Origin of the sequence: Streptomyces griseobrunneus (assembly GCF_046713465.1) — a bacterium.
Taxonomy (GTDB): domain Bacteria; phylum Actinomycetota; class Actinomycetes; order Streptomycetales; family Streptomycetaceae; genus Streptomyces; species Streptomyces microflavus.
In genome coordinates, this window is record NZ_CP177080.1 from 474,567 (window position 1) to 493,758 (window position 19,192).

Consider the following 19,192-nt stretch of genomic DNA (forward strand, 5'->3'; position numbering starts at 1 on the left):
GTCTCAGTCCTCTCCGAGGGCCTGGACCGCGCTCGCGAGCGCGGCGGTGAGAAGGAGCGGGGAGCGGCCCAGGCCGCAGAGCGCGCCCGCGTAGGCGTGGGCCGCGAGTTCGTCGGCTCCGGCGACGTGTCCGGGGACGCGGATCCGGCCGAGCCGCAGGGCGGTGTGTCCGAGCCGGTCGCGGAGCGCGTGGCGGGTGCGGGGGTCGCCGTGCAGCAGGCAGTGGGCGTGCTCGTGGGCGAGGGCGGCGGCCCGGAGCGAACCGGCGGGATAGTGGTCCCGCCAACCCAGTACGTCCACCAGGTGCTCGCCGAGGGCGATGGTGTCGGTGAAGAGTTCGACGGTGGGCACGGGGCGGGAGGTGTACCGGGCGAGGAGGAGCCGGTCGAGCCCGCCGGCGGTCTCCACCACCCGGGTCCCGTGCCCGGCCGCCGTCGGCGGAGCGTTCGCCGCCAGTTCCCTGCCGAACTCCGTGGCCGTCCTGGCCCAGTGGTGCAGCAGCGCCTCCTCGCGGGTCTCGTGCGTCGGCGTGTTGCCCAGCAGCCGTACTCCGAAGTCGGTGTCGTCCAGCTCCGCGAGGCGAGCGCAGTCGGTGCGCAGTGCCTCGCGGCGGGCGGGGGTGAGAGTGGCGAACACGGCAGCCGTACGGGGACGTCGGCTCTCCGGGCCCTTCGTCCTCGTCGCGCGGGCGCGGGCGGCGCCCGGGGCCGGTGCTCCAGGTGTGCGTACGCTCATGAGCGCACTTCCACGACCGCCACGACCGGCTCGTCCGCCGCCCGCGAGCGCAGTTCGCTTCGGGCCAGGGCGAGCAGCGGGCCCGCCTCCAGGACGCCGGAGAGATCGGCGATCCGGGTGCCGAGCAGGAGCCGCAGGGCGGGGGCTCGGACGCCGCCGTCACCGTAGGAGGTGGCGTTGCGGACCAGCTCGGCGAGGAGCTCCGGCGCCTGGCCGACGGTGGTGGTGGCGACCGTGGCGTCGGCGGCGTGCAGCCGCACCACACCGTCGGCGTCGAGGACCCGCACCGGGTGCCGGGTGCGGCGGAAGCGGCGGTGCTGCTCGGAGCCGTAGACCGTGTGGGTGGGCGTCGCGGCGAGCACCCGCACGGTGGCCGGGGCGGCCTTGAGGCTGGCTGCCGCCGCGTCCAGCCGCTCGGTGTCGCCGGTGCGGTGGGTGCGGTCCTGGGTGCGCAGTTCGGTGGCGCCGGTGGCGACGGCCCGCACGGTGTTGGTCTGCGGGTCGACGGTGACCTCGACCTCCACGGCGGCGGGGGCGGCGCCCTGGGCGACGACGGCGGCCTCGGCCTCGTTGCGTACTCCGAGGATCTGCTCCTGCGTGGCGCCGGGGATGATGCGCTCGATCTGTTCGCGTACGAGGGCGAGGGCCACGCCGATGGGGCTGATGACCTCGTTGTGCCGGGCGATCCGGCCGGGCAGTCCGGTGTCGGCGGCCAGGTGCGGGGTGACGGATGCGGCGCCCCCTCCGCCGCCGACGAGGACGGCGGTGTCGCGGTCGAGGCGGTAGTCGCGCATCATCGCCTCGGTGACGTCCTTGACCTGCTTCACTCCGGCGTCGAGGAACTGGGTGGCGGCACCTGCGACGTCGGTGCCCAGCGCGTCGGCGAGCGGCTGGAGCGCGGCGCGCGCGGCCTCGGGGTCGCAGGCGGCGAAATCGCCCTCCGGGACCCGGCCCAGCGCGTTCGCCGCGCAGGTCATGGTGATCGCGAACCGGCCGCCGGCGGCTTCCAGTACGGCGTAGTCGTCCGGGTCGCCGTCGAGCGGTCGTACGGTGACCAGCTTGGCGTCGGCCAGGTCTTCGAGTTCGGCGAAGCAGGCGTACGGCAGGCCCGCGATGTGGGCGCTGCGCGGGCCGACCGCGTGGACCTTGCCGTCCGCGATCCGGGCCATGGAGCCGCCGCCGACGCCGACGGTGCGGACGTCGAGTGCGGAGAGGTACGAGGACCTGCCGAGGATCGTGGCGTGCCGGACGGCGACCTTGCCGCGCCGCACGACGCTGATGTCCGTCGAAGTGCCGCCGGTCTCCAGGAACACGCCTTCGCTGACCCGCTCCTGCATGAGCGCCCCGGCGACGCCCGCGGCGGGTCCCGACAGCACGGTGAGCAGCGGGCGTCTGCGCATCTCGTCCAGCGACATGACGCCGCCGTCGCAGCGCATCACCATCAGCGGTGCCGTCACCCCGGCGGTCGCGATGGAGCGGTCCACCAGGTCGGCGGTGGCGAGCATCTTCGGCAGGATCGCCGCGTTGACCACGGCGGTACGGGTGCGCTTGCGGAGCCCGTACAGCGAGGTGATCTCGTGGGCGGCGGTCATGGGGATGCCGTGCTCGCGTGCGGCGTCCAGCACGGCCCGTTCGCCGTCCGGTACGTCGACACTGAACGGCTCGCTGGCGACCAGGACGTGGGCTCCGGCGGCGATGAGCGTGGCCACGGCGGCGTGGACGGCTGCGGTGTCGTCGGGGTCGGTGACGTGGGCGTAGTGCAGCGGGAGCCGTTTGCCGGGGGTGAGTTCGAGGGCGGCGAGTCCGGCGAGCCGCTTGGTGGGCAGGGCGCCGGGGCCGGTGCCGATGCCGATCAGGCCGACGGGGGCGACGTCGCCCTCCAGCAGGGCGTTGGTGGCCTGCGTGGTGCCGTGGGCGAGGAACGCGACGTCCCCGGGGGCGCAGCCGACGTCCTTGAGCAGCCGGTCGAGTGCCTCGACGATGCCGTGGGCGACGCCGTCCTCGTGGTGGTGGCTGGTGGGGACCTTCACCTGGGCGACGAGTTCGAGCGTGGCGGAGTCGACGGCCACGGCGTCGGTGAAGGTTCCGCCCACGTCGATGCCGACGCGTATGCGGTGCGGTTGGGGGTGTGGTTGCGGGTGCGGGGTCATGCTGGTGACACCTCCTTGTGTCGTGCGCGGGGCGGGGCAGGGTGGTGCACGGTCAGTAGCCGCGTACGTCGGGCCAGTGGCGCTGGACGCCGGCCCGGTCGAGTACGCGGGAGAACTCCTCCAGCCGCTTGTCCTCCTCCTGCACCTGGTGCGGGCGTACGCCCTCATCCAGGCAGTGCGCGGCGAGCGCGCCGGCGACCTCGCCGATGTTCCACTCGACGGGGTGGAGGCGGTAGCAGCCGTTGGTGATGTGGGTGGTGCCGATGTTCTTGCCTGCGGGCAGCAGGTTGCGTACCCGGCGCGGCACCAGGGCGCCGAGGGGGATCTCGAAGGGGACGGAGCCGATGTCGATGTAGTTGTCGCCGCCGGTGGAGGGGTGCAGGTCGATGCGGTAGCCGCCGACGCCCACGGAGTCGCGGTGGCGGGTGCCCCCGTACGGGCCGACGAGGTCGATGGCCACGTCGTGCTCGGTGACGGTGGTGACGGCCTTGATGCGGCGGGACTCGCGTACGTAGGGGGCCTTGGCGAGGCCGTCGGGGGTGCCGGTGACGTCGGGGCGCAGCCGCAGGCCGGGGAAGCCGGTGCCCCCGTCGGTACGGGGTGCCTCGGTCTGGAGCCAGTACAGGACGGAGAGCGAGAGCCGGCGGGCCTCGGCGACGGCGGCCCGGCTCGTCTCCTCGCCCGCGCCGATGAGCGGCTTGAGCCAGTAGTCGTTGAGCGGCCAGTTGACGAGGGTGATGTCGGAGTCGAACGCGCCGGGGCGGTGCAGCTTGCGGGCGAGGATGCGGCGGAACCCCCACAGTTCCTTGTCGCCCGCGTCGGCGCTCTGGTCGGCGTTGACGGCGAGGGGGTCGATGTCGGGGTTGGGTTCGAAGGTGCGGGTGACGGCTTCCAGGGAGCGGGGGTCGGGTGCGGTGAAGCCGAGGAGCGGTCCGGGCCAGAAGTCCGGGCGGTAGGAGCGCCAGAAGGCGTAGTCGTCGGGGCGGTCGACGGTGTGGTTCTCGCCCTGGTGGTGGGAGAGGGCGAAGCAGACGGTGATGCCCTGCTGGTTGAGCGGGTCGGCGGTCTCGGGGGCGTGCGGTTCGTCGTACTCGGAGCGGGCCTCGGCGCCGAGCGCGCGTTCCACGTCGGCCAGTTCCAGCAGTTCGCCGGTCTCGGTGGCATCGACGACGTAAGGGGCGGTGACGGTGTGCCGGGCTCCGTCGCGGACGTCCTCGAAGGTGACCGCGCGGACCAGGTCGCCCTCGGTGTCGGCGGCGACGGGACGGGTGTGGGTCAGGACGGCGAGACGGCCGGCGGCGATGTGCGGGGCGAGCATCGACTCCAGGACCGCGAGGGCGACGCGCGGTTCGTGGCAGAGCTTGCTGACGCGGCCCGCTCCGGGGTTGAGGAGCGGCAGGTCCAGGGCTTCGGCGCGCAGCGGGTACCACTGGCGGTAGTGGGCGCGGATCGACTCGCGCAACGCCCGGTAGGTGTCCGTGACCCCGAACTGCTCGACCCAGGGGTGCTCGTCCGGCGGGACGGCCTGCGAGGTGAGCTGGCCGCCTATCCAGTCGGTCTCCTCGGTGAGGACGACGGTGCGGCCCGCCCGGCAGGCGGCGAGTGCGGCGGCGACGCCGCCCGTACCACCGCCCGCGATCAGGACGTCGGTCTCGGTGGGGGTGCCGGTGGGGGTGGGCATACGGTGCTGGCTCCTCGCGGTGGGCGTACGGGGGTGTTGGGCGTACGGGGTACGGCTCTTGGGGGTACTGGACGGGGCGGGCGGTCCTGCGGGGCTCAGCCGGTCCGGCCGGGCGGTGGGCCCGCCGTGGATCCGGCGCGGAAGCCACAGGCCACGAGGGGTTCGGTGTGCTCCTCGCCGGAGAGCTGGGCGGTGAGCATGCGGACGGCGGCGGCGCCCAGTTCGGCCCGGGGGATGTCGAAGCCGGTCGGCGGGCGGGCGGCGGCGAGGTCGGCGGGCGGCGAGCCGAGCAGCGCCAGCGACAGGTCGTCGGGGGCGTCGAGCCCGGCGGCCGCGACGGCCGTGTGCAGGGCCCGCCAGGCGGCGCCGCTGTCGGTCTCCTCGGCGACGAAGGCGGTGACGCCCCCGGCCAGCCGGTCCCGTACCCAGGCGGGCGTGATGTCGTCGGCCGGGTGCGTGGTGCGCACGACGGCCGAGGGGTCGTCCGCGGCGCGCGGGCCGGCGCACTCGGCGAGCGCGGTACGGAAGCCGTGCTCGCGGTCGGTGGAGGCCGGGGCGTCGTCGTCCTCGCGGACGAGGACGATCCGGCGGTGGCCGAGGGCGGAGAGGCGGCGGACGACCTCGGCGCTGGCGGCGACGTAGTCGGCACCGACCCAGGCGAGCCCTTCCAGCTCGTCGCGGCGGCCGATGTGCACGGCCGGGTAGCCGTCCGCGACGAGTTTGCGCAGCTGGTCGTCCGGGACATGGCGGCCGAGGAAGAGGCAGCCGTCCGCGAGCCGCACCCGGTTCAGCGCGCCGGGGTCCCCGGCCTGGGCGCCGCCGGGGCTGGATCCGGTGAAGAGCACCAGGTCGTAGCCCTGGGCGGCGGCCTCCTGCTCCACGCCGACGAGGATCGGGTAGTACGAGTGCTCGACGGCGGTCGGGAAGGTGGCGGTGAAGCTGAAGACGCCGAGGAGGTTGTTCCGGGCGGCGGCGAGGCGGCGGGCGGCCGGATCGGGCACGTAGCCGAGCTCACGGGCGGCGGCCAGCACCCGGGCCCGGGTGTCCTCGTGCAGGGCGATGCCCTGCTTGTTGCCGCCGAGCACCAGCGACACCGTCGTCTGCGACACCCCGGCGAGCCGGGCCACCTCGGCCTGGCGTGGCCGGCCGCGCCGCTGCCGGGAGGGTCCCTTTTCAGCCATGCTCGACTCCCTCGACTAATGCGCATTAGCTTCGGGCTGCGGAATGTTTCTGCAGCACTCATGCGGATTAGCCAGCACTTTGCCGCTGGGCGGCCGAAGGGGTCAAGAGGGGTAGAACGACTAATAATCGACTAATATTCGGCGCTTTCCACGGCGCTCGTCCTACAGCTCCTCGCCGAACGCCTCGGCCAGCTCCCGCCACTGGGCCCGGGGCAGTCCTGAGCCGCCCTCGTCGGCGGTGAGCACCTGGAGCGCCACATGGTCGGCACCGGCGTCGAGGTACTCCCTGGTCCGGGACTTCACATGCTCGGCGTCGCCCAGCGCGAAGAGGGCGTCGAGCAGACGGACGCTGCCGCCGTCCTCGAAGTCGCTCTCCGCGAACCCCAGCCGCAGCAGGTTGGCCGTGTAGTTGGGCAGTTGGAGGTACATCCCCAGCATGGTGCGGGCGGTGGTGCGGGCCCGGTCGAGGTCGGTGTCGAGGACGACCGTCAGCTCGGGGGCGAGCAGGGCGTCGGGGCCGAGCGCCTCGCGGGCCTCGGCCGTGTGCTCGGTGGTGACGAGATACGGGTGTGCGCCCAGCGCCCGGTCGGCCGCGAGCTTCAGCATCTTCGGGCCGAGCGCCGCCAGGACCCGCTCGCCGGGCTCCACGGAAGGGGTCGCCGCGTCGAGCGCGTCGAGATAGGCGACCATCGCGCTGTACGGCTTCGCGTACTGCGGCACCATCGGGCCGTGGCTGACGCCCAGGCCGAGGACGAAGCGACCGCGCGCGGCCTCTTCGACGGCGGCGATCCGGGCCGACACCTCCTCGGCGGTGTGGCTCCAGATGTTCAGGATGCCGGTGGCCACCGTCACCGTGCGGGTCGCGGCGACGACGGCCGCCGCGTCGTCGGGCGAGGGGCTGCCGCCGATCCAGAGGGTGCCGTACCCCAGCTCTTCGAGCTCGGCGACCGCCTCCGCGATCGCCTTCCTGCCCGCGTCGTCCGTCCGCGACCCGTGCAGGGCTCCGCTCCAGATGCCGACCCGTCCGAATGCCTCATGTGTCAAGGAAGTCATGCTGTGATCAACCGTCACCCGGACCCGGTATTCCCGGCGGGTCGACCCGCTCACCCGTCCGGCCCATCGGGGCGGTGGGCACGGGGAGCGGGTCGCGGACGGGGTCAGCCGGCCGGGGCGGCCTCGGGACGCTCCACGCCGATCACCTTGCGGTACACCCGGGCTCCGTCGCCGTAGTCGTCCACGGCGTAGTGCCAGGTCGCCTGGTTGTCCCAGAGTACGAAGTCGCCGGGGCTCCAGCCGAAGCGGATGGTGTAGTCCGGCGAGGAGGCGTGCCGGAGCAGGTGGTCGAGCAGTACCTTGCCCTCCTCCGGTGTGACGCCGGTGAGCCGGAGCGCCGAGGTGCTGATGAACAGCCCCTTGCGCCCGGTGAGCGGGTGTTCGAGGACGACCGGGTGCTCGACGGTCTGCGCCACGGCGGTCCGCTTCTTCCCCTGGGCGTAGTTCTGCGGGTCGGCGTCATACGCGGCGCTCACCGAGGCGAGCAGCACCTTGAAGGGCTCCGACAGATCGTCGTACGCGGCCTGGAGATCGGCCCACAGGGTGTGCCCGCCGAGCTCGGGCACCTCCTCGTAGGTGAGCGACTCGATGGCGAAGACGGGGCTGCGCCACAACCCGCCGATGTGCCAGACGCTCGCCTTGCCCGTCTGCCGGACGTTGTACGGGTAGACCAGCGGGTTGGTGGCGTCCTTGACGGCGGTGGGGTGGTCGAAGGGCTCGGCGAAGACGCGTACGGCCTCGACGTGCTGATTAGGTGTCAGGTGCTGGTTCCGGAACACCAGCACCTTGTGCTCCCGGAAGGCCTGGCGCAGCTGGTCCGCGGTGGCCCCGTCGACGGGTTTCGTGAGGTCGAGGCCGATCACCTCGGCGCCGATCCTCGGTCCGACGCGGCGTATCCCGTGCGTGGTGGTGACGGTGGTCATGCCCATCTCTCCCTGTGCTCGCGGCTGTTGTCGTACGGGACGGAAGCGGGCTCGTCAACAGAGGGAGGCGCACGTGCGCGCGAGATCCACGTGCAGTCGGCGGTAGAGCGCGGGGTGGGTCACCCGTCCACGGTAGGCGGGCTCCCCGGTCCGGGACAGCCGCAGGGCGTTGCACTCGCGTGAACAGATCGCGGCCCCTCCCCCGCCGTGCGGCGGGGGAGGGGCTGGGGAAGGGTGCGTCGTCGGGTGGGGTCAGGGGGCGGTGCCCCAGGCGAGGGTGGAGCCCACGTAGACGCCGATCCTCGGCGCGTCGGCGAAGGTGGTGTTGGCGGCGCGGCTGTAGTCGTCGGCCTCCTGGAAGGCCGACCAGTCGCTCTTGTTGAACCGCAGCTGGATCTCCCCGGTGGAGGCGCCCGCGGCCAGGGTGCCGCTGCCGAAGCCGACCTCCAGGTAGTGGGCGGCGCCGGGAGCCGGCGCACTCACCGCGCGGACGCCGTGGGTGATGCTGCCGCAGCCCAGCACCGCGTAGTCGCAGGCGGTGGAGAAGGTGCTCGATCCGGCCTCGGGGGTGAACCAGTAGCGGGCCTTCACCGTGGACAGGTCGACTGCGGCCGTGCCGGTGTTGACCACCTGGAGGGCCATGCGGATCTGGTTGTCGGTCGGGGAGGAGTCGGTGTTCCGGTACTGGACCTTGAGGGCGCCCGTTCCGGTGCCTCCGCCGGCCTCGGTGGTGACCGGCAGGGCTGTCGACGCCGGCGAGACGTTGCCCGCCGCGTCCTTCGCCCTGACCGTGTAGCTGTAGGCGGTCGACGCGCTCAGCCCGGTGTCCGTGAAGGCCGTCGAAGCGGTCGAGCCCACGACCGCTCCGCCGCGGAGGACGTCGTAGCCGGTGACCGCCCGGTTGTCCGTGGAGGCGGTCCAGGCCAGGGTGACGCTGCCGCTGGACTTCGCCGTCGCCCGCAGGGCCGTGGGTGCGGTCGGTGCCTGGGTGTCCTCCCCGCCGCCGTTGCCGCCGCCGAGGGGCGGGTTGGCGTTGCGGAGGAGCTCCTGGAACTGGCCGGAGAACCAGTGTCCGGCGACCGGGGAGTCGGGCAGGGCGCCGGTGAGGTTGAAGCCGTTGCGGCCGTTGCCGGTGTACGTGGGGTCGCACATCCGGTCGAAGCCCTTGCCCTCGTCGTTGTCGACGGGCTTGCTGCTGCCGTCGGACTCACCCGGCGGCTTGGCCCAGACGTAGGCGTCGATCCCCGGCTCGGGGGCGGTCGTCGGACGCTCGCCGACGCCCGCGCCGCTCTGGTTGCACCAGTTGCCCGCGTGGATGCGGCGGTCGGTGCGTCCACCGTCGACATAGGCGTTGACGCTGGTCAGCGGCCCGGGGCCGGTGGGCCGGGAGGGGCCGCCCCAGCCGTTGCGGGCGGTGTCGATGAGCATGCCGATGTCGGAGGCGAAGCCCTGGCGGACCAGCTCGGTGCGCAGGGCCTGGGCGAACGAGAGCTCGTCCACGTAGTAGTTCCAGTCGACCCAGGAGGACTGGCGCACGGTGGTCCCGTTCACCGAGTCGGTCACCGCGAAGTGCGGTTCCTTGAGCGCCGAGTAGTTGGCCGTGTTCACGATGAAGCCGTGCACATCGGAGACAGAGGCGCCTTCGACCGTGGCGGCCTTCTTGAACTGCTGAGCCGCGGGAACGAAGTTGGAGTCCCAGCCGAGCCAGCCGTGGTGGGCCGCGTCGACGTAGTTGTAGACGTTGGGAAGGGCGCCGAGCGTGTGCAGGGCGTACCCGATGCCCTTCTCGTAGTTCCCGTTCGCCTTCATCGTGGCGCACTCCGGTGTCGAACCGGCGCCGCCTCCCGCGTTGGTGACGAGGTTGGGCAGCGAGTCGGGTTCGATGAGGGTGACGATGCGCAGGCTCGCGTAGGCGGGGTCGCCGAGGATGCCGGCGATCGGGTCGATGTAGTCGCTCTTGTAGCGGCCGAGCTCGGTGGGGCCGAGCTCGCCGTTGGAGGCGAGTGCGGCGCAGTCGCGGCCGGGGAGGTTGTAGATGACGACCTGGAAGAGGTCGGCTCCCTGGCTCACCGCCGTGTCGAGGTGTGCGCGCAGGCCGCGCGCGCCGGGCGTGCCGCCGATCGCGGCGATGCGGTCCATCCAGACGAACGACGGCTCGTCCGCGATGACGTCCCCGCCCGGTTCGGCGGCGGCCCTGGCGGACCAGTCGGGATTCACGTAGGCGGTGGCGCCCGCATACGGGTTGTCGACGCGGGCGGCGGCCGACGCCTGGCCGGGCAGGGCGATCGCGAGGGATGCGCCCAGGACCAGGGCGGACAGTACGGCGAGCGCTTTTCTGCGCGGTGCGTGCGGGGTGGTGCCTCTGTTCTTCATTGCGGCTCCGTGCTCCTCTCGTACGTCCGCCACGGCATGCCGGCGGACGGGCTCAGGGGTACGTGGTGCTCAGGAGGTGAGGCGTGCGAGGTGGTGCGGAAACTTACTGTGGGAGCGCTCCCAAAGTGGCGTGACCGCCGGTACATGTCAAGCAGTCCGACTCAATCACCTTGCACAGAAGGATTTTTACGGCGATGGAAGCGCTCCCATTTCTGCCGGGAGCCGCACGGTGGGCCGAGGCGACCGGCCCACCGCCCGGCAGCGCTCACTGGAGGCGTCGGATGTCACCCCGGACCCGGTAGAAGCCGCCGGCCGCCGCGTGCAGGGCGTCCACCACGTACCGCGCGCCGGGCTGCCGTATCGCGCGGGGAAACTGCACGTTCCAGGAGGTGTCGTAGCCCCCGGACACCACGTGCACGCGGAGGCGGCCGCCGGTGTCCTGGATGCATTCGACGACGACCGACCCGGCGGGGGCGTGGGTCACGGTGGTGACCGCCGCGACGGCCGTGGCGGGTGCGTAGATCGGCAGCGCCGCGGCGAGCTTCACGTCCCGGGGCGCCGGAACCGTGCCCTGCTGGGCCGCGGAGATGGCGGCCTCGCTCGCGTCCACGCAGACCAGCGAACCGTCGGTCGTCACCAGGTACAGCCGGCCGTCGCGGTACTGCATGGACAGCGCCGACCCACCGCCCGTACCGAGCTTCCACAGGCGGGTGCCGTCCTGGTCGAAGCAGTACACGGACGACGAGGCGTCGCCCGCGAAGACGAACCGCCCGCCGGGCGATGTGGCGCAGGAGTACACCGCGCTGTCGCAGGCGTACGTGGCCTCGATCGCGCCGGTCGCCTTCGACAGCCGCTGGACCGCCCGGTGCGCCGTCCCGGCGTACACCGCGTCGTCCTCCTGCCAGCCGAACAGGACGCCGCCGCGGGTGGGTGTGTGCCACAACTCGCCGCCGCCGTCCGGGGCGTAGGCGGTGACGCCGCGGTGGTGGCCGTGGTAGACCGCCCGGTCGTCGGCGCGGACCATCCAGGCGTGCTCGCCCTGGCTGCGGCGCGCCCACTGGTGCTCGTCCTCGTGGTCGATGACGGTCAGCCGGCCGTCGCGGTCCGAGACGTTCAGCAGGCCCTCGTGGATGTCGAGCCAGAAGATGTCGACGTCGGCCGCGATGTCGTACGCCGCGAACGGCAGCTTGGAGGAGAGGTCGTAGACCCGGCCGTCGTCGCATCCCGCGTAGATCCAGAAGTCGTCGGCGACCAGGCACTTCACGCCGTCGGGGAGGCTGAAGCGGGCGAGGACGCCGCCCTCGTGGTCCAGGGTGTAGACATCGCCGGCCTGGTTGCCGACCCAGCACTGCTCGTCGTCCACGTGGATGCCGAACGCCGAGGAGCCCGTACGGAACCGCCACAGCACGGGTGCCACGGCCCGCGCGGTGGAGGGGGCGGACGTCACCTGGCGGCGGGTCACCGACCTCGGCGCACGCTGGCCGGGGACCGCCGGGGCGTATCCCTTGCGGACCTTCTCCCCCACCTTCTTCGCGGCCGCCGCCTGCGCCTTGGCGGGCGTGGCGAACGTAGACGTCTGGGTCTGCCCGCCGGCGCCGATCCGCCCGTACCGCACCGTCACCACCAGGCCGTCGACGGTCACCTCGTAGAACTTGTGCGCACCGGCGCCTTCCTGTGACAGCTCCAGATACGTCGTCGTCGGCACGGTGGACGCGGCAGACATGGCAGACCCCTCCCCAGGGCGGACCCGCGGCCGTTCCGGCGGGTCTCACTGCTCCACACCGTAGGAGGTGCCACTGACAACGCGTCGCCGCCGTCCCCCGTACGGGAGCGGCGGCGACGATCATGCGGTGTGCGGGTTCCTTCCCTGGCGGGCTACCAGTAGTGGCGCCTTCCGCCCACCGCGCGGCCCGTCGCCCCCAGGACCCAGAGCACCAGCCCGATGGCCACGAGAATGATGCCGATGGTCCAGAGGATGGAAATACCGGCGATCAGGCCGATCACCAACAGAATGACACCGAGGACAATCATGGAGCCCTCCAAACAATGCCGACTATCTCCGAGTATGCGCCTCATAAAGGATTTCCGTCGGTCGGCTCCGCGTGGCCGGAGAGGATGCGGGTACCAGAGGGCGCAAGCCGCATCCGAGGGAAAGCAAGGTGGTTGTGCATGTCCTCCTCACTCGTCGAGACCGTCGACATCGAGGCCCCGGTCGCCGTCACCTGGGCGCTGTGGAGCGATGTCACCCAGTGGCCGAAGTTCCTGAGCCACGTGCAGCGGGTCGACCCGCTGGACGAGCGGCGTTTCGCCTGGCAGCTGTCACTGCCCGGGGCGGACAAGGCGTTCGTCGCGGAGCTGACGGAGGTCGTGCCGGAGGACCGCATCGCCTGGAGGACGACCGAGGGGGTCCATCACGCCGGGGTGGTCACGTTCCACCGGCTCGACGACCGGTCCAGCCGGGTCGCGCTCCAGATCGAATACGACCCCCAGGGTTTCCTGGAACACCTCGGCGCTCTGACAAATCTGGATTCGGCCCTGGCCAACTACGACCTGGGTGAATTCCAGAAACTGGCCGAACTGACAGCGGCCGGAGGCAGTTCCGGCATCCGCTGACCCGCCGCCGGGCATACCCGGTGCCGGGCGTCGGAGCCCCTGTGCCGCGTCCCACAGACGCTCCCATGTGCAATCCGGCGCCCAGGGGGTACGAGAACCCCTGACCCGAGTTCATGCAGGCGCTCCCCTCCTGTCTGCACGGACCGCTGAGGCCCCACCGGTCGGTGACCGGTGGGGCCTCAGCTCTGCACGGGCGGATCAGCTCGGCGCCCTCCAGCGGCGTCGGCCCTTCGCCGCCGCCACCAGGGCGGGCACCGTGCCGAGCTTGACGCGCGGGCGGCCGTGGTCGCGGCCGCGGGCCACCTCCGCCCGGTCGATGGCGGCCAGCCCCCGGGCGTCGACGATGTGACCGCCGCGGCTGCGGGCGAGGCGGCGGAACTCCTTCGGCGGGTGGGCCGGGGCGGTCAGGGCGCCCGCCACGGCGTCGGCCAGCAGCGTTCCGACGGTCTCGGCCGCGCAGGTGCGGTTGGCGCCGATGCCGCCCGAGGGGCCGCGCTTGATCCAGCCGACGACGTACGTGCCGGGCGTACCGCTCACCCTGCCCGCGTCGTGCGGTACGGTCCCGGACGCCTCGTCGAAGGGCAGGCCCGGCACGGCCACGCCCCGGTAGCCGATCGCCCGCAGCAGCAGGCCCGCCGGGATGTCCTGCTCCCCCGGCCCGGCCGTCACGCGCACGGCCGTGACGCCGTCCTCCCCGAGCGCCTCCACCGGGGCGGAGTGGAAGCGGAAGACGATGCGCCGCCCGGGCGCCGGGGGACGTGACCAGTCCACCGCCCGGCGCTCCACGTCCCGCAGCAGAGCCGCCTTCCCGCCCGGAGCGGCCGCCTCGATCGCGGCGCCGGTCCTGGGGTCGTGGTCGTCGACGACCAGGCCGACACCCGGCAGGTGCTTCAGGGCGAGCAGCTCGGAGGCGGTGCAGGCCGCCTCCTCGGGTCCTCGCCGGCCCAGCAGGACCACCTCGCGGACCTTCGATTCCCGCAGCGCCGCGAGGGCGTGGTCGGCGATGTCGGTGGCGGCCAGCGTCTCCGGGTCCGTGACGAGGATGCGCGCGACGTCCAGGGCCACATTGCCGTTGCCGACGACGACCACGCGCTCCGCGGTCAGGCGCACGGACTCCGGGGCCACCTCCGGGTGGGCGTTGTACCAGGAGACGAACGAGGTGGCCGAGGAGCTGGCGGGCAGGTCCTCCCCCGGGATGCCGAGCCTGCGGTCGGTGGAGGCGCCGACCGCGTAGATCACCGCGTCGTGGTGCGCGGCGAGCTCCTGGGCCGTGATGTCCTTGCCGACCTCGACGCCCAGATGCATCCGTACCCGGGGGTGGGAGTGGAACCGGGCGAAGGTCTCGCCGACCTTCTTCGTCGCGGGGTGGTCGGGCGCCACGCCGTAGCGTACGAGGCCGCCCGCCACCGGCAGCCTGTCGACCAGGGTCACCTCGGCGTTGGTGTGCAGGAGCAGGTCCTCGGCGGCGTACATGCCGGCCGGTCCGGTGCCGACGACCGCCACCCGGATGGGGGCGAAGTCGGAGGGCAGGCCGCGCTCGAAGGTGGGCTCGCCCCAGGCGTGGAAGTTCGGCCCGGCGGGGGCGGGTTCGGGCTCCCGGTCCTTGAAGTAGTCCGCGTTGATGGCGGCGTACTCCTTCTGCGCCCCGAAGAGGCTGTCCACCGGGAAGATCGCGTCGACCGGGCAGGCGTCGGCGCAGGCCCCGCAGTCGATGCAGGTCTCCGGGTCGACGTAGAGCATCTCCGTACTGCCGAACGCCCGCTCCTGGGGGGTCGGATGGATGCAGTTGACGGGGCACACCGCGACGCAGGTGGCGTCGGAGCAGCAGGTCTGGGTGATGGCGTAGGTCATCTCGTCGTCTCGGGTCGTGGTCGGGGGACGTCGGCGCGGATCATCGGCGCGGGTCCCCCGCCCGGATCATCGGCGCGGGTCCTCCGCCCGGGTCGTCGGCCGTGGGGCGTACGGCCCGGATCAGATCAGCGAGGCGCGCTTGTAGAAGAACAGGGCCGGCCGGGTCAGCAGCCGGGCCGAGGCCAGGAACTCCATCAGCCCCGAACAGCTGGAGCGCATCAGCGACTTGTGGTGCTCGTTGGCCCTGGCCTCGGCGCGGGCGCGGCCGGAGTCCAGACCGGCGTTCGCGTAGACGTCCCGGTTCACCATGCTGGTGACGATGTAGTACGAGGCGATCGCCACCACGATCGCGTTGATCTGACGCCGTACCGGCCCCGCGTCGCGCAGCCGCTTACGGGTCTCGTCGCGGGCGAACTTCATGTGCCGCGACTCCTCCACGACATGGATGTTGTTGATGGTGCGGACGAAGGGTGCGACCCGCTCGTCCCGCATCCAGTCGCGCTGCATCACGTCGAGGACTTCCTCGGCCACGAGTATCGCCGCGTAGGCCGCCTCGCCGAAGGCCAGCGTCTTGAAGGCGCGTCCCAGCTCCACCACGGGGCGGCGCGGCCGGTAGGCGGGTGCGCCCAGCTTCGCGGCGCCCCGGGCGAACATGATCGAGTGGCGGCACTCGTCGGCGACCTCGGTGAGGGCCCACTGGAACCGGGGGTCGGTCGGGTCCTTGGCGTACATGTCGCGGAGCACCATCTGCTGGAGGATCATCTCGAACCAGATCCCCGTGCTGGCGACGGACGCCGCTTCCTGGCGGGTGAGCGCCTTGCGCTGGGCGTCGGTCAACTCGTTCCAGTACGCGGTGCCGTAGAGCGTGGACCACTCGGGGCTCGCGCCGTGGTGGTCGGGGTCGAGCGGGGTCTCCCAGTCCACCTGGGTGGCCGGGTCGTACGACAGCTGGGCGGCCGAGTCGAGCAGCCGTCGGGCGACGTCCTGCTCGGCGAGCCGGTCCTGGTCCTCCGGCCGAACGGTGCTGCTTGACATGGTGCGGCTCCTTGACTCGAGAGATCGACCCGGCGCCGCCCGGCCCCTGCCCCATCGCGTTCCCGCCCGATGGGATCCATGTGGCCGCCGAGCGCCGCCCCCACTTGTTAGACGCCGTGTCTAGCAAGCTTATTAGACGCAAGGTATAGCAAGGGCGGGGTGCGGGCCTAGACCCGTGCGGGGAATCTGTACGAGCTCTCCACGACCCGGCGCGCCGCGAGGCGGAACCGGGTCCCTGGAGTACACCGATGCCTGACACCCGGCCCAGCACCGGGGGCGTACTGCCCGGGCTCCGGGTAGCGTCGGACGCGGCCCAGGGAGGCGTGACGATGCAGGACCGTGGGGAGCAGACCGTTCAGCGGATCATCGAAGCCGCCGGTGTGATCATCGACCGGGACGGCTACACAGGCGCGACGACACCGGAGATCCAGAGCCTCGCCCAGGTCTCGCGCGGCGGCTTCTACCATCACTTCGAGTCCAAGGAACAGCTCGGCGACGCGATCCTGGCCCACCAGCACACCTACTTCCAGCAGGTCGCCGAGCAGACGGCATCAGGCCCGGTCCCCGAGTTCTGGCTCCAGGCCCTGATCGACATCAGCCACCACTACACCGCCGGCCTCCTGGAGGACCCCGTCCTGCGGGCCGCCGTACGCCTGTCGATCGAGCCGGGCCCCTACCAGACCGCCGAGAGCTACGCGGGCCCGCTCGGAGCCGTGACCGCCGTCCTCGAATCCGCCCGCGCCGCCGACGAGCTCCAGGACCACGTCGAACCCGTAGAGGCCTCCCGGACCATCGTGGGCTGCTACAGCGGCGTACAGATGCTCTCCCTCGCCCTGGCCGAGCGGGACGGCCTGCACCAGCAGGTCAGCGCCATGTGGGCCCTGACCATGCCCGGCCTCGCCCGCCCGGCCGTCCTCACCCGGCTGCGCCTGGGCGCGCCACGCCCCGCAGGTTCAGCCCGGCCACGGTGAAACCCGGGCCGCAGGCCACCGCGGCCCAGCCGCACCGCGTCAGGCGGGAACAGGGGCGTCGGCGTCGGGGCCGCCGCCCGGGGCCGGCTCCGGTTCCCGGTCCTGCTGCTCCGGCCCCTCCAGCGGGTCGCTGAGCTGCTCGCGCAGGTAGTTCCAGATCACGGCGATCAGCGCCGCCGCCGGGACCGCGAGCAGGCTGCCCACGACTCCGGCCAGGCTGCCGCCGAGCGTCACCGCCAGCAGGACCACCGCCGCGTGCAGGCCGAGTCCACGGCTCTGGATCATGGGCTGGAAGACGTTCCCCTCCAGCTGCTGCACCGCGATGATGATCGCCAGCACGATCAGCGCGTCGGTCAGGCCGTTGGATACCAGCGCGATCAGCACCGCGACGAAACCGGCGAAGACCGCACCGACGATGGGCACGAACGCGGAGACGAACGTCAGCACCACCAGGGGCAGCACCAGAGGCACGTCCAGGATCCACAGGCCGATACCGATGAAGACGGCGTCCAGCAGGCCCACGAACGCCTGGGACCGTACGAACGAACCGAGCGTGTTCCAGCAGCGTTCGGCCACAACGGGGACGTCGGTGGCGAGGCGGCCGGGCAGCTGGCGGCCGAGCCACGGGAGGAAGCGGGGGCCGTCCTTCAGGAAGAAGAACATCAGGAAGAGGGCCAGAATCGCGGTGACCAAGCCGCTGAAGACGGTGCTCACCCCGGTGACCGCGGTGTTGACGACGCTTCCCGCGCTGTTCTCGATGCGGTCGACGGCGGAGTCGAAGGCTCCCGTGATCTGGGCGTCGCTGATGTTCAGCGGAGGCCCTGCTGCCCAGTCGCGCAGCCTTCCGATGCCTTCGACGACACCGTCGGCCAGCTCGCCGGACTGCGAGGCGACCGGCACCGCGATAAGCGCGATGACACCGCTGCCGACCAGGAGGAACAGCACGGTCACCAGCGCCGCGGCCGGTGCGGGCCGCCATCCGCGGCGGCGCAGGAAGCGGGCGAACGGCCAGGTGAGAGTGGTGAGCAGCAGACCCACTATGAGGGGCCAGACAACCGACCAGGTCCGGCCCAGAAGCCACAGGGCGACGGCGGCCATCAACAGGACCAGCAGCAGTTCGACCGAGACGCGTGCCGATCTACGGAGCGCGGCCGCGGTCTTTTCGGAGCTCAACGTGGCAGACATGGGATCACCTTATGAGTGCTCGGGCCGCTCCCCCGCATCCGTGGGGTGCGACGGGCCGGGCGGCCGCACGGCGACCGCCCGGAACAGGTCCGAGGGGCAGCACCGTGCGGTGCTGCCCCTCGGAACGCCGGACCGGCCTCAGCTCTGCGGGCGCTTGCCGTGGTTGGCGCCGTTCTTGCGGCGGGCCTTCTTCTTACGACGTCGCTTCGAGGACATCGAACCCTCCTCTTCCCTCTGCTCGGTTGGGCACACATGATCCGCCGGACCATCGGGTCCGGTGGTGAGGAAGACCACTCCCCGCCCCTACCGTCACAAACTCGGGCCGCGGTCGCAAACCGCCGTCCCGCCGTTCGAGGTCACTTGAACAGGTTCTCGCCGAAGTCCTCGGCGCAGCGGTCCTCTTCGGCCGAGCTGTTCGCGCTCTGCATGCAGTCCTCGAAGTCCTGGAACGAGCCGGAGTTCACGACGGATATGCCGATGACGAGGACGATGGCCGAGCCGATCAGCCCGAGTCCGCCGAGGACGGCACCGGCGATCGCCATGCCCTTGCGCGGGGCCCGCCCCTGGCGGGCGCGGAGCGCCCCGAGGATGCCGAACACCACCGCGAGCAGGCCGAGAAGGAGTCCCCCGACGACCGTCCAGAAGAAGAGGATGGCGAGCAGACCCAGGACAAGCGCGGTGACCGCGAACCCGTTGCTCCTGGCGGGTTCCGGAGCGCCGTACTGCGCGCCGAACTGCGCTTGGTCCGCGTTCGGCTGCTGAGGGTAACTGGGCATGGACATCGGATACGGACTCCTTACCAAAAGTTGTCCTGTCCATATGCCCCACAAGACCGTCGGTATGCAAATCCGATCCATGCCCCGTCGGCCCGGCGCTACTCCTTGTCGTACCGCCGGAACTGCGCCGACAGGTGGTGCTGCAGGGGCTGTCCGACCGCCGCGAGGTCGTGGACGAAGGTGAGGGTGTCCTCGTCGGTGAGGGCGTAGCGGCGGCGGGTGGCGTCGACCTGCTTGGCCGTGGGGGCGAGGGCCACTTCGTGGGTGGCGAGGTCGACGGTGCCGTCGGCGGCCCGGCCGACCGCGATCTCCGCGATGCCGGTGGGCTGGGTGATCAGCGCCTCCACCCGCCCCTCCGGCTGCAGCCGCCACCAGCCGCTCTCCCGGGCCGAGGGCCGCAGGGGGCGGCCGTCCGCGTCGAGCAGCCAGGCGCGCGACACGTAGTGGAGGAAGGGGCGTCCGTCGTGGCTGAAGGTGAGCTCCTGCGCATAGCCGAACTCGTCGTCGAGCGTGGGATATCCGCCCCTCCCGTTCCCCGCCCAGGTGCCCAGGAGCCCGAGCACCGGCGCGAGGAGCGGGTGCGGCGCCGGTGCTTCGTCCGGTCGGAAGGCATCGGGATAGGGGTGGTGCGGGGCGGGGACGGACATGGGGCGTGCTCCTCGGTC

The 19,192-nt window shown here is 72.1% G+C and carries 17 protein-coding genes; 2 read left to right on the forward strand and 15 right to left on the reverse strand.

The window, feature by feature from the left end:
- Positions 1–3: 3 nt before the first annotated feature.
- From ACK8N7_RS02315 to ACK8N7_RS02355, 9 genes are all read right to left on the reverse strand, one after another.
- A complete protein-coding gene (locus ACK8N7_RS02315; RefSeq protein ID WP_500440642.1) occupies positions 4–735 on the reverse strand; it encodes a hypothetical protein in 732 nt (243 codons plus the stop codon).
- The gene (locus ACK8N7_RS02320; RefSeq protein ID WP_500440644.1) at positions 732–2,885 is read right to left on the reverse strand and encodes a hydantoinase/oxoprolinase family protein; all 2,154 of its coding nucleotides are present in this window, start codon (positions 2,883–2,885) and stop codon (positions 732–734) included. Before ACK8N7_RS02320 ends, ACK8N7_RS02315 begins: the two co-directional genes overlap by 4 nt.
- 52 nt (positions 2,886–2,937) lie before the next feature.
- Positions 2,938–4,566 carry an FAD-dependent oxidoreductase gene (locus tag ACK8N7_RS02325; protein ID WP_500440646.1) on the reverse strand — a complete coding sequence of 543 codons (1,629 nt, stop codon included), beginning with the start codon at positions 4,564–4,566 and terminating at the stop codon, positions 2,938–2,940.
- Positions 4,567–4,661: 95 nt separating this feature from the next.
- Positions 4,662–5,747 carry a LacI family DNA-binding transcriptional regulator gene (locus tag ACK8N7_RS02330; RefSeq protein ID WP_500440648.1) on the reverse strand — a complete coding sequence of 362 codons (1,086 nt, stop codon included), beginning with the start codon at positions 5,745–5,747 and terminating at the stop codon, positions 4,662–4,664.
- Positions 5,748–5,909: 162 nt separating this feature from the next.
- Positions 5,910–6,800, reverse strand: coding sequence for an LLM class F420-dependent oxidoreductase (locus ACK8N7_RS02335; RefSeq protein WP_500440650.1), 891 nt, complete (start codon positions 6,798–6,800; stop codon positions 5,910–5,912).
- Positions 6,801–6,904: 104 nt separating this feature from the next.
- Positions 6,905–7,723 carry a TauD/TfdA dioxygenase family protein gene (locus ACK8N7_RS02340; RefSeq protein WP_500440652.1) on the reverse strand — a complete coding sequence of 273 codons (819 nt, stop codon included), beginning with the start codon at positions 7,721–7,723 and terminating at the stop codon, positions 6,905–6,907.
- Between the two features lie 252 nt (positions 7,724–7,975).
- Positions 7,976–10,096 carry a glycoside hydrolase family 6 protein gene (locus ACK8N7_RS02345; RefSeq protein WP_500440654.1) on the reverse strand — a complete coding sequence of 707 codons (2,121 nt, stop codon included), beginning with the start codon at positions 10,094–10,096 and terminating at the stop codon, positions 7,976–7,978.
- A gap of 265 nt (positions 10,097–10,361) precedes the next feature.
- Positions 10,362–11,819: a WGR domain-containing protein gene (locus ACK8N7_RS02350; RefSeq protein WP_500440656.1), complete on the reverse strand. Its 1,458-nt coding sequence runs from the start codon at positions 11,817–11,819 to the stop codon at positions 10,362–10,364.
- A gap of 152 nt (positions 11,820–11,971) precedes the next feature.
- A complete protein-coding gene (locus tag ACK8N7_RS02355) occupies positions 11,972–12,127 on the reverse strand; it encodes a DUF6131 family protein (protein ID WP_015613097.1) in 156 nt (51 codons plus the stop codon).
- 138 nt (positions 12,128–12,265) lie between these two features.
- On the opposite strand from ACK8N7_RS02355, the gene ACK8N7_RS02360 reads away from it, so the two are divergent.
- Entirely contained in the window at positions 12,266–12,709 is a 444-nt protein-coding gene (locus ACK8N7_RS02360; RefSeq protein ID WP_403219184.1) for an SRPBCC family protein, read from the forward strand.
- Positions 12,710–12,907: 198 nt separating this feature from the next.
- Here ACK8N7_RS02360 and ACK8N7_RS02365 read toward each other — a convergent pair whose 3' ends face one another.
- Together ACK8N7_RS02365 and ACK8N7_RS02370 are read right to left on the reverse strand one after the other, a co-directional pair.
- A complete protein-coding gene (locus tag ACK8N7_RS02365) occupies positions 12,908–14,560 on the reverse strand; it encodes an FAD-dependent oxidoreductase (protein WP_500440658.1) in 1,653 nt (550 codons plus the stop codon).
- A gap of 120 nt (positions 14,561–14,680) precedes the next feature.
- Positions 14,681–15,595, reverse strand: a complete 915-nt coding sequence (locus ACK8N7_RS02370; protein ID WP_403219180.1) for an AurF N-oxygenase family protein — start codon at positions 15,593–15,595, stop codon at positions 14,681–14,683.
- 329 nt (positions 15,596–15,924) lie between these two features.
- Between ACK8N7_RS02370 and ACK8N7_RS02375 the strand changes: the two genes are divergently transcribed.
- On the forward strand, positions 15,925–16,566 hold the full coding sequence (locus ACK8N7_RS02375) for a ScbR family autoregulator-binding transcription factor (protein WP_500440660.1): 642 nt from the start codon (positions 15,925–15,927) through the stop codon (positions 16,564–16,566).
- A gap of 39 nt (positions 16,567–16,605) precedes the next feature.
- On the opposite strand, the gene ACK8N7_RS02380 is transcribed toward ACK8N7_RS02375, so the two are convergent.
- From ACK8N7_RS02380 to ACK8N7_RS02395, 4 genes are all read right to left on the reverse strand, one after another.
- On the reverse strand, positions 16,606–17,751 hold the full coding sequence (locus ACK8N7_RS02380) for an AI-2E family transporter (protein ID WP_403219176.1): 1,146 nt from the start codon (positions 17,749–17,751) through the stop codon (positions 16,606–16,608).
- A 138-nt stretch (positions 17,752–17,889) separates the two neighbouring features.
- Positions 17,890–17,967, reverse strand: a complete 78-nt coding sequence (locus ACK8N7_RS02385; RefSeq protein WP_370454205.1) for a 50S ribosomal protein bL37 — start codon at positions 17,965–17,967, stop codon at positions 17,890–17,892.
- Positions 17,968–18,107: 140 nt separating this feature from the next.
- Positions 18,108–18,533: a DUF4190 domain-containing protein gene (locus ACK8N7_RS02390; protein WP_403219174.1), complete on the reverse strand. Its 426-nt coding sequence runs from the start codon at positions 18,531–18,533 to the stop codon at positions 18,108–18,110.
- A 92-nt stretch (positions 18,534–18,625) separates the two neighbouring features.
- A complete protein-coding gene (locus tag ACK8N7_RS02395; RefSeq protein WP_403219172.1) occupies positions 18,626–19,174 on the reverse strand; it encodes a nitrobindin family protein in 549 nt (182 codons plus the stop codon).
- Positions 19,175–19,192: the final 18 nt, after the last annotated feature.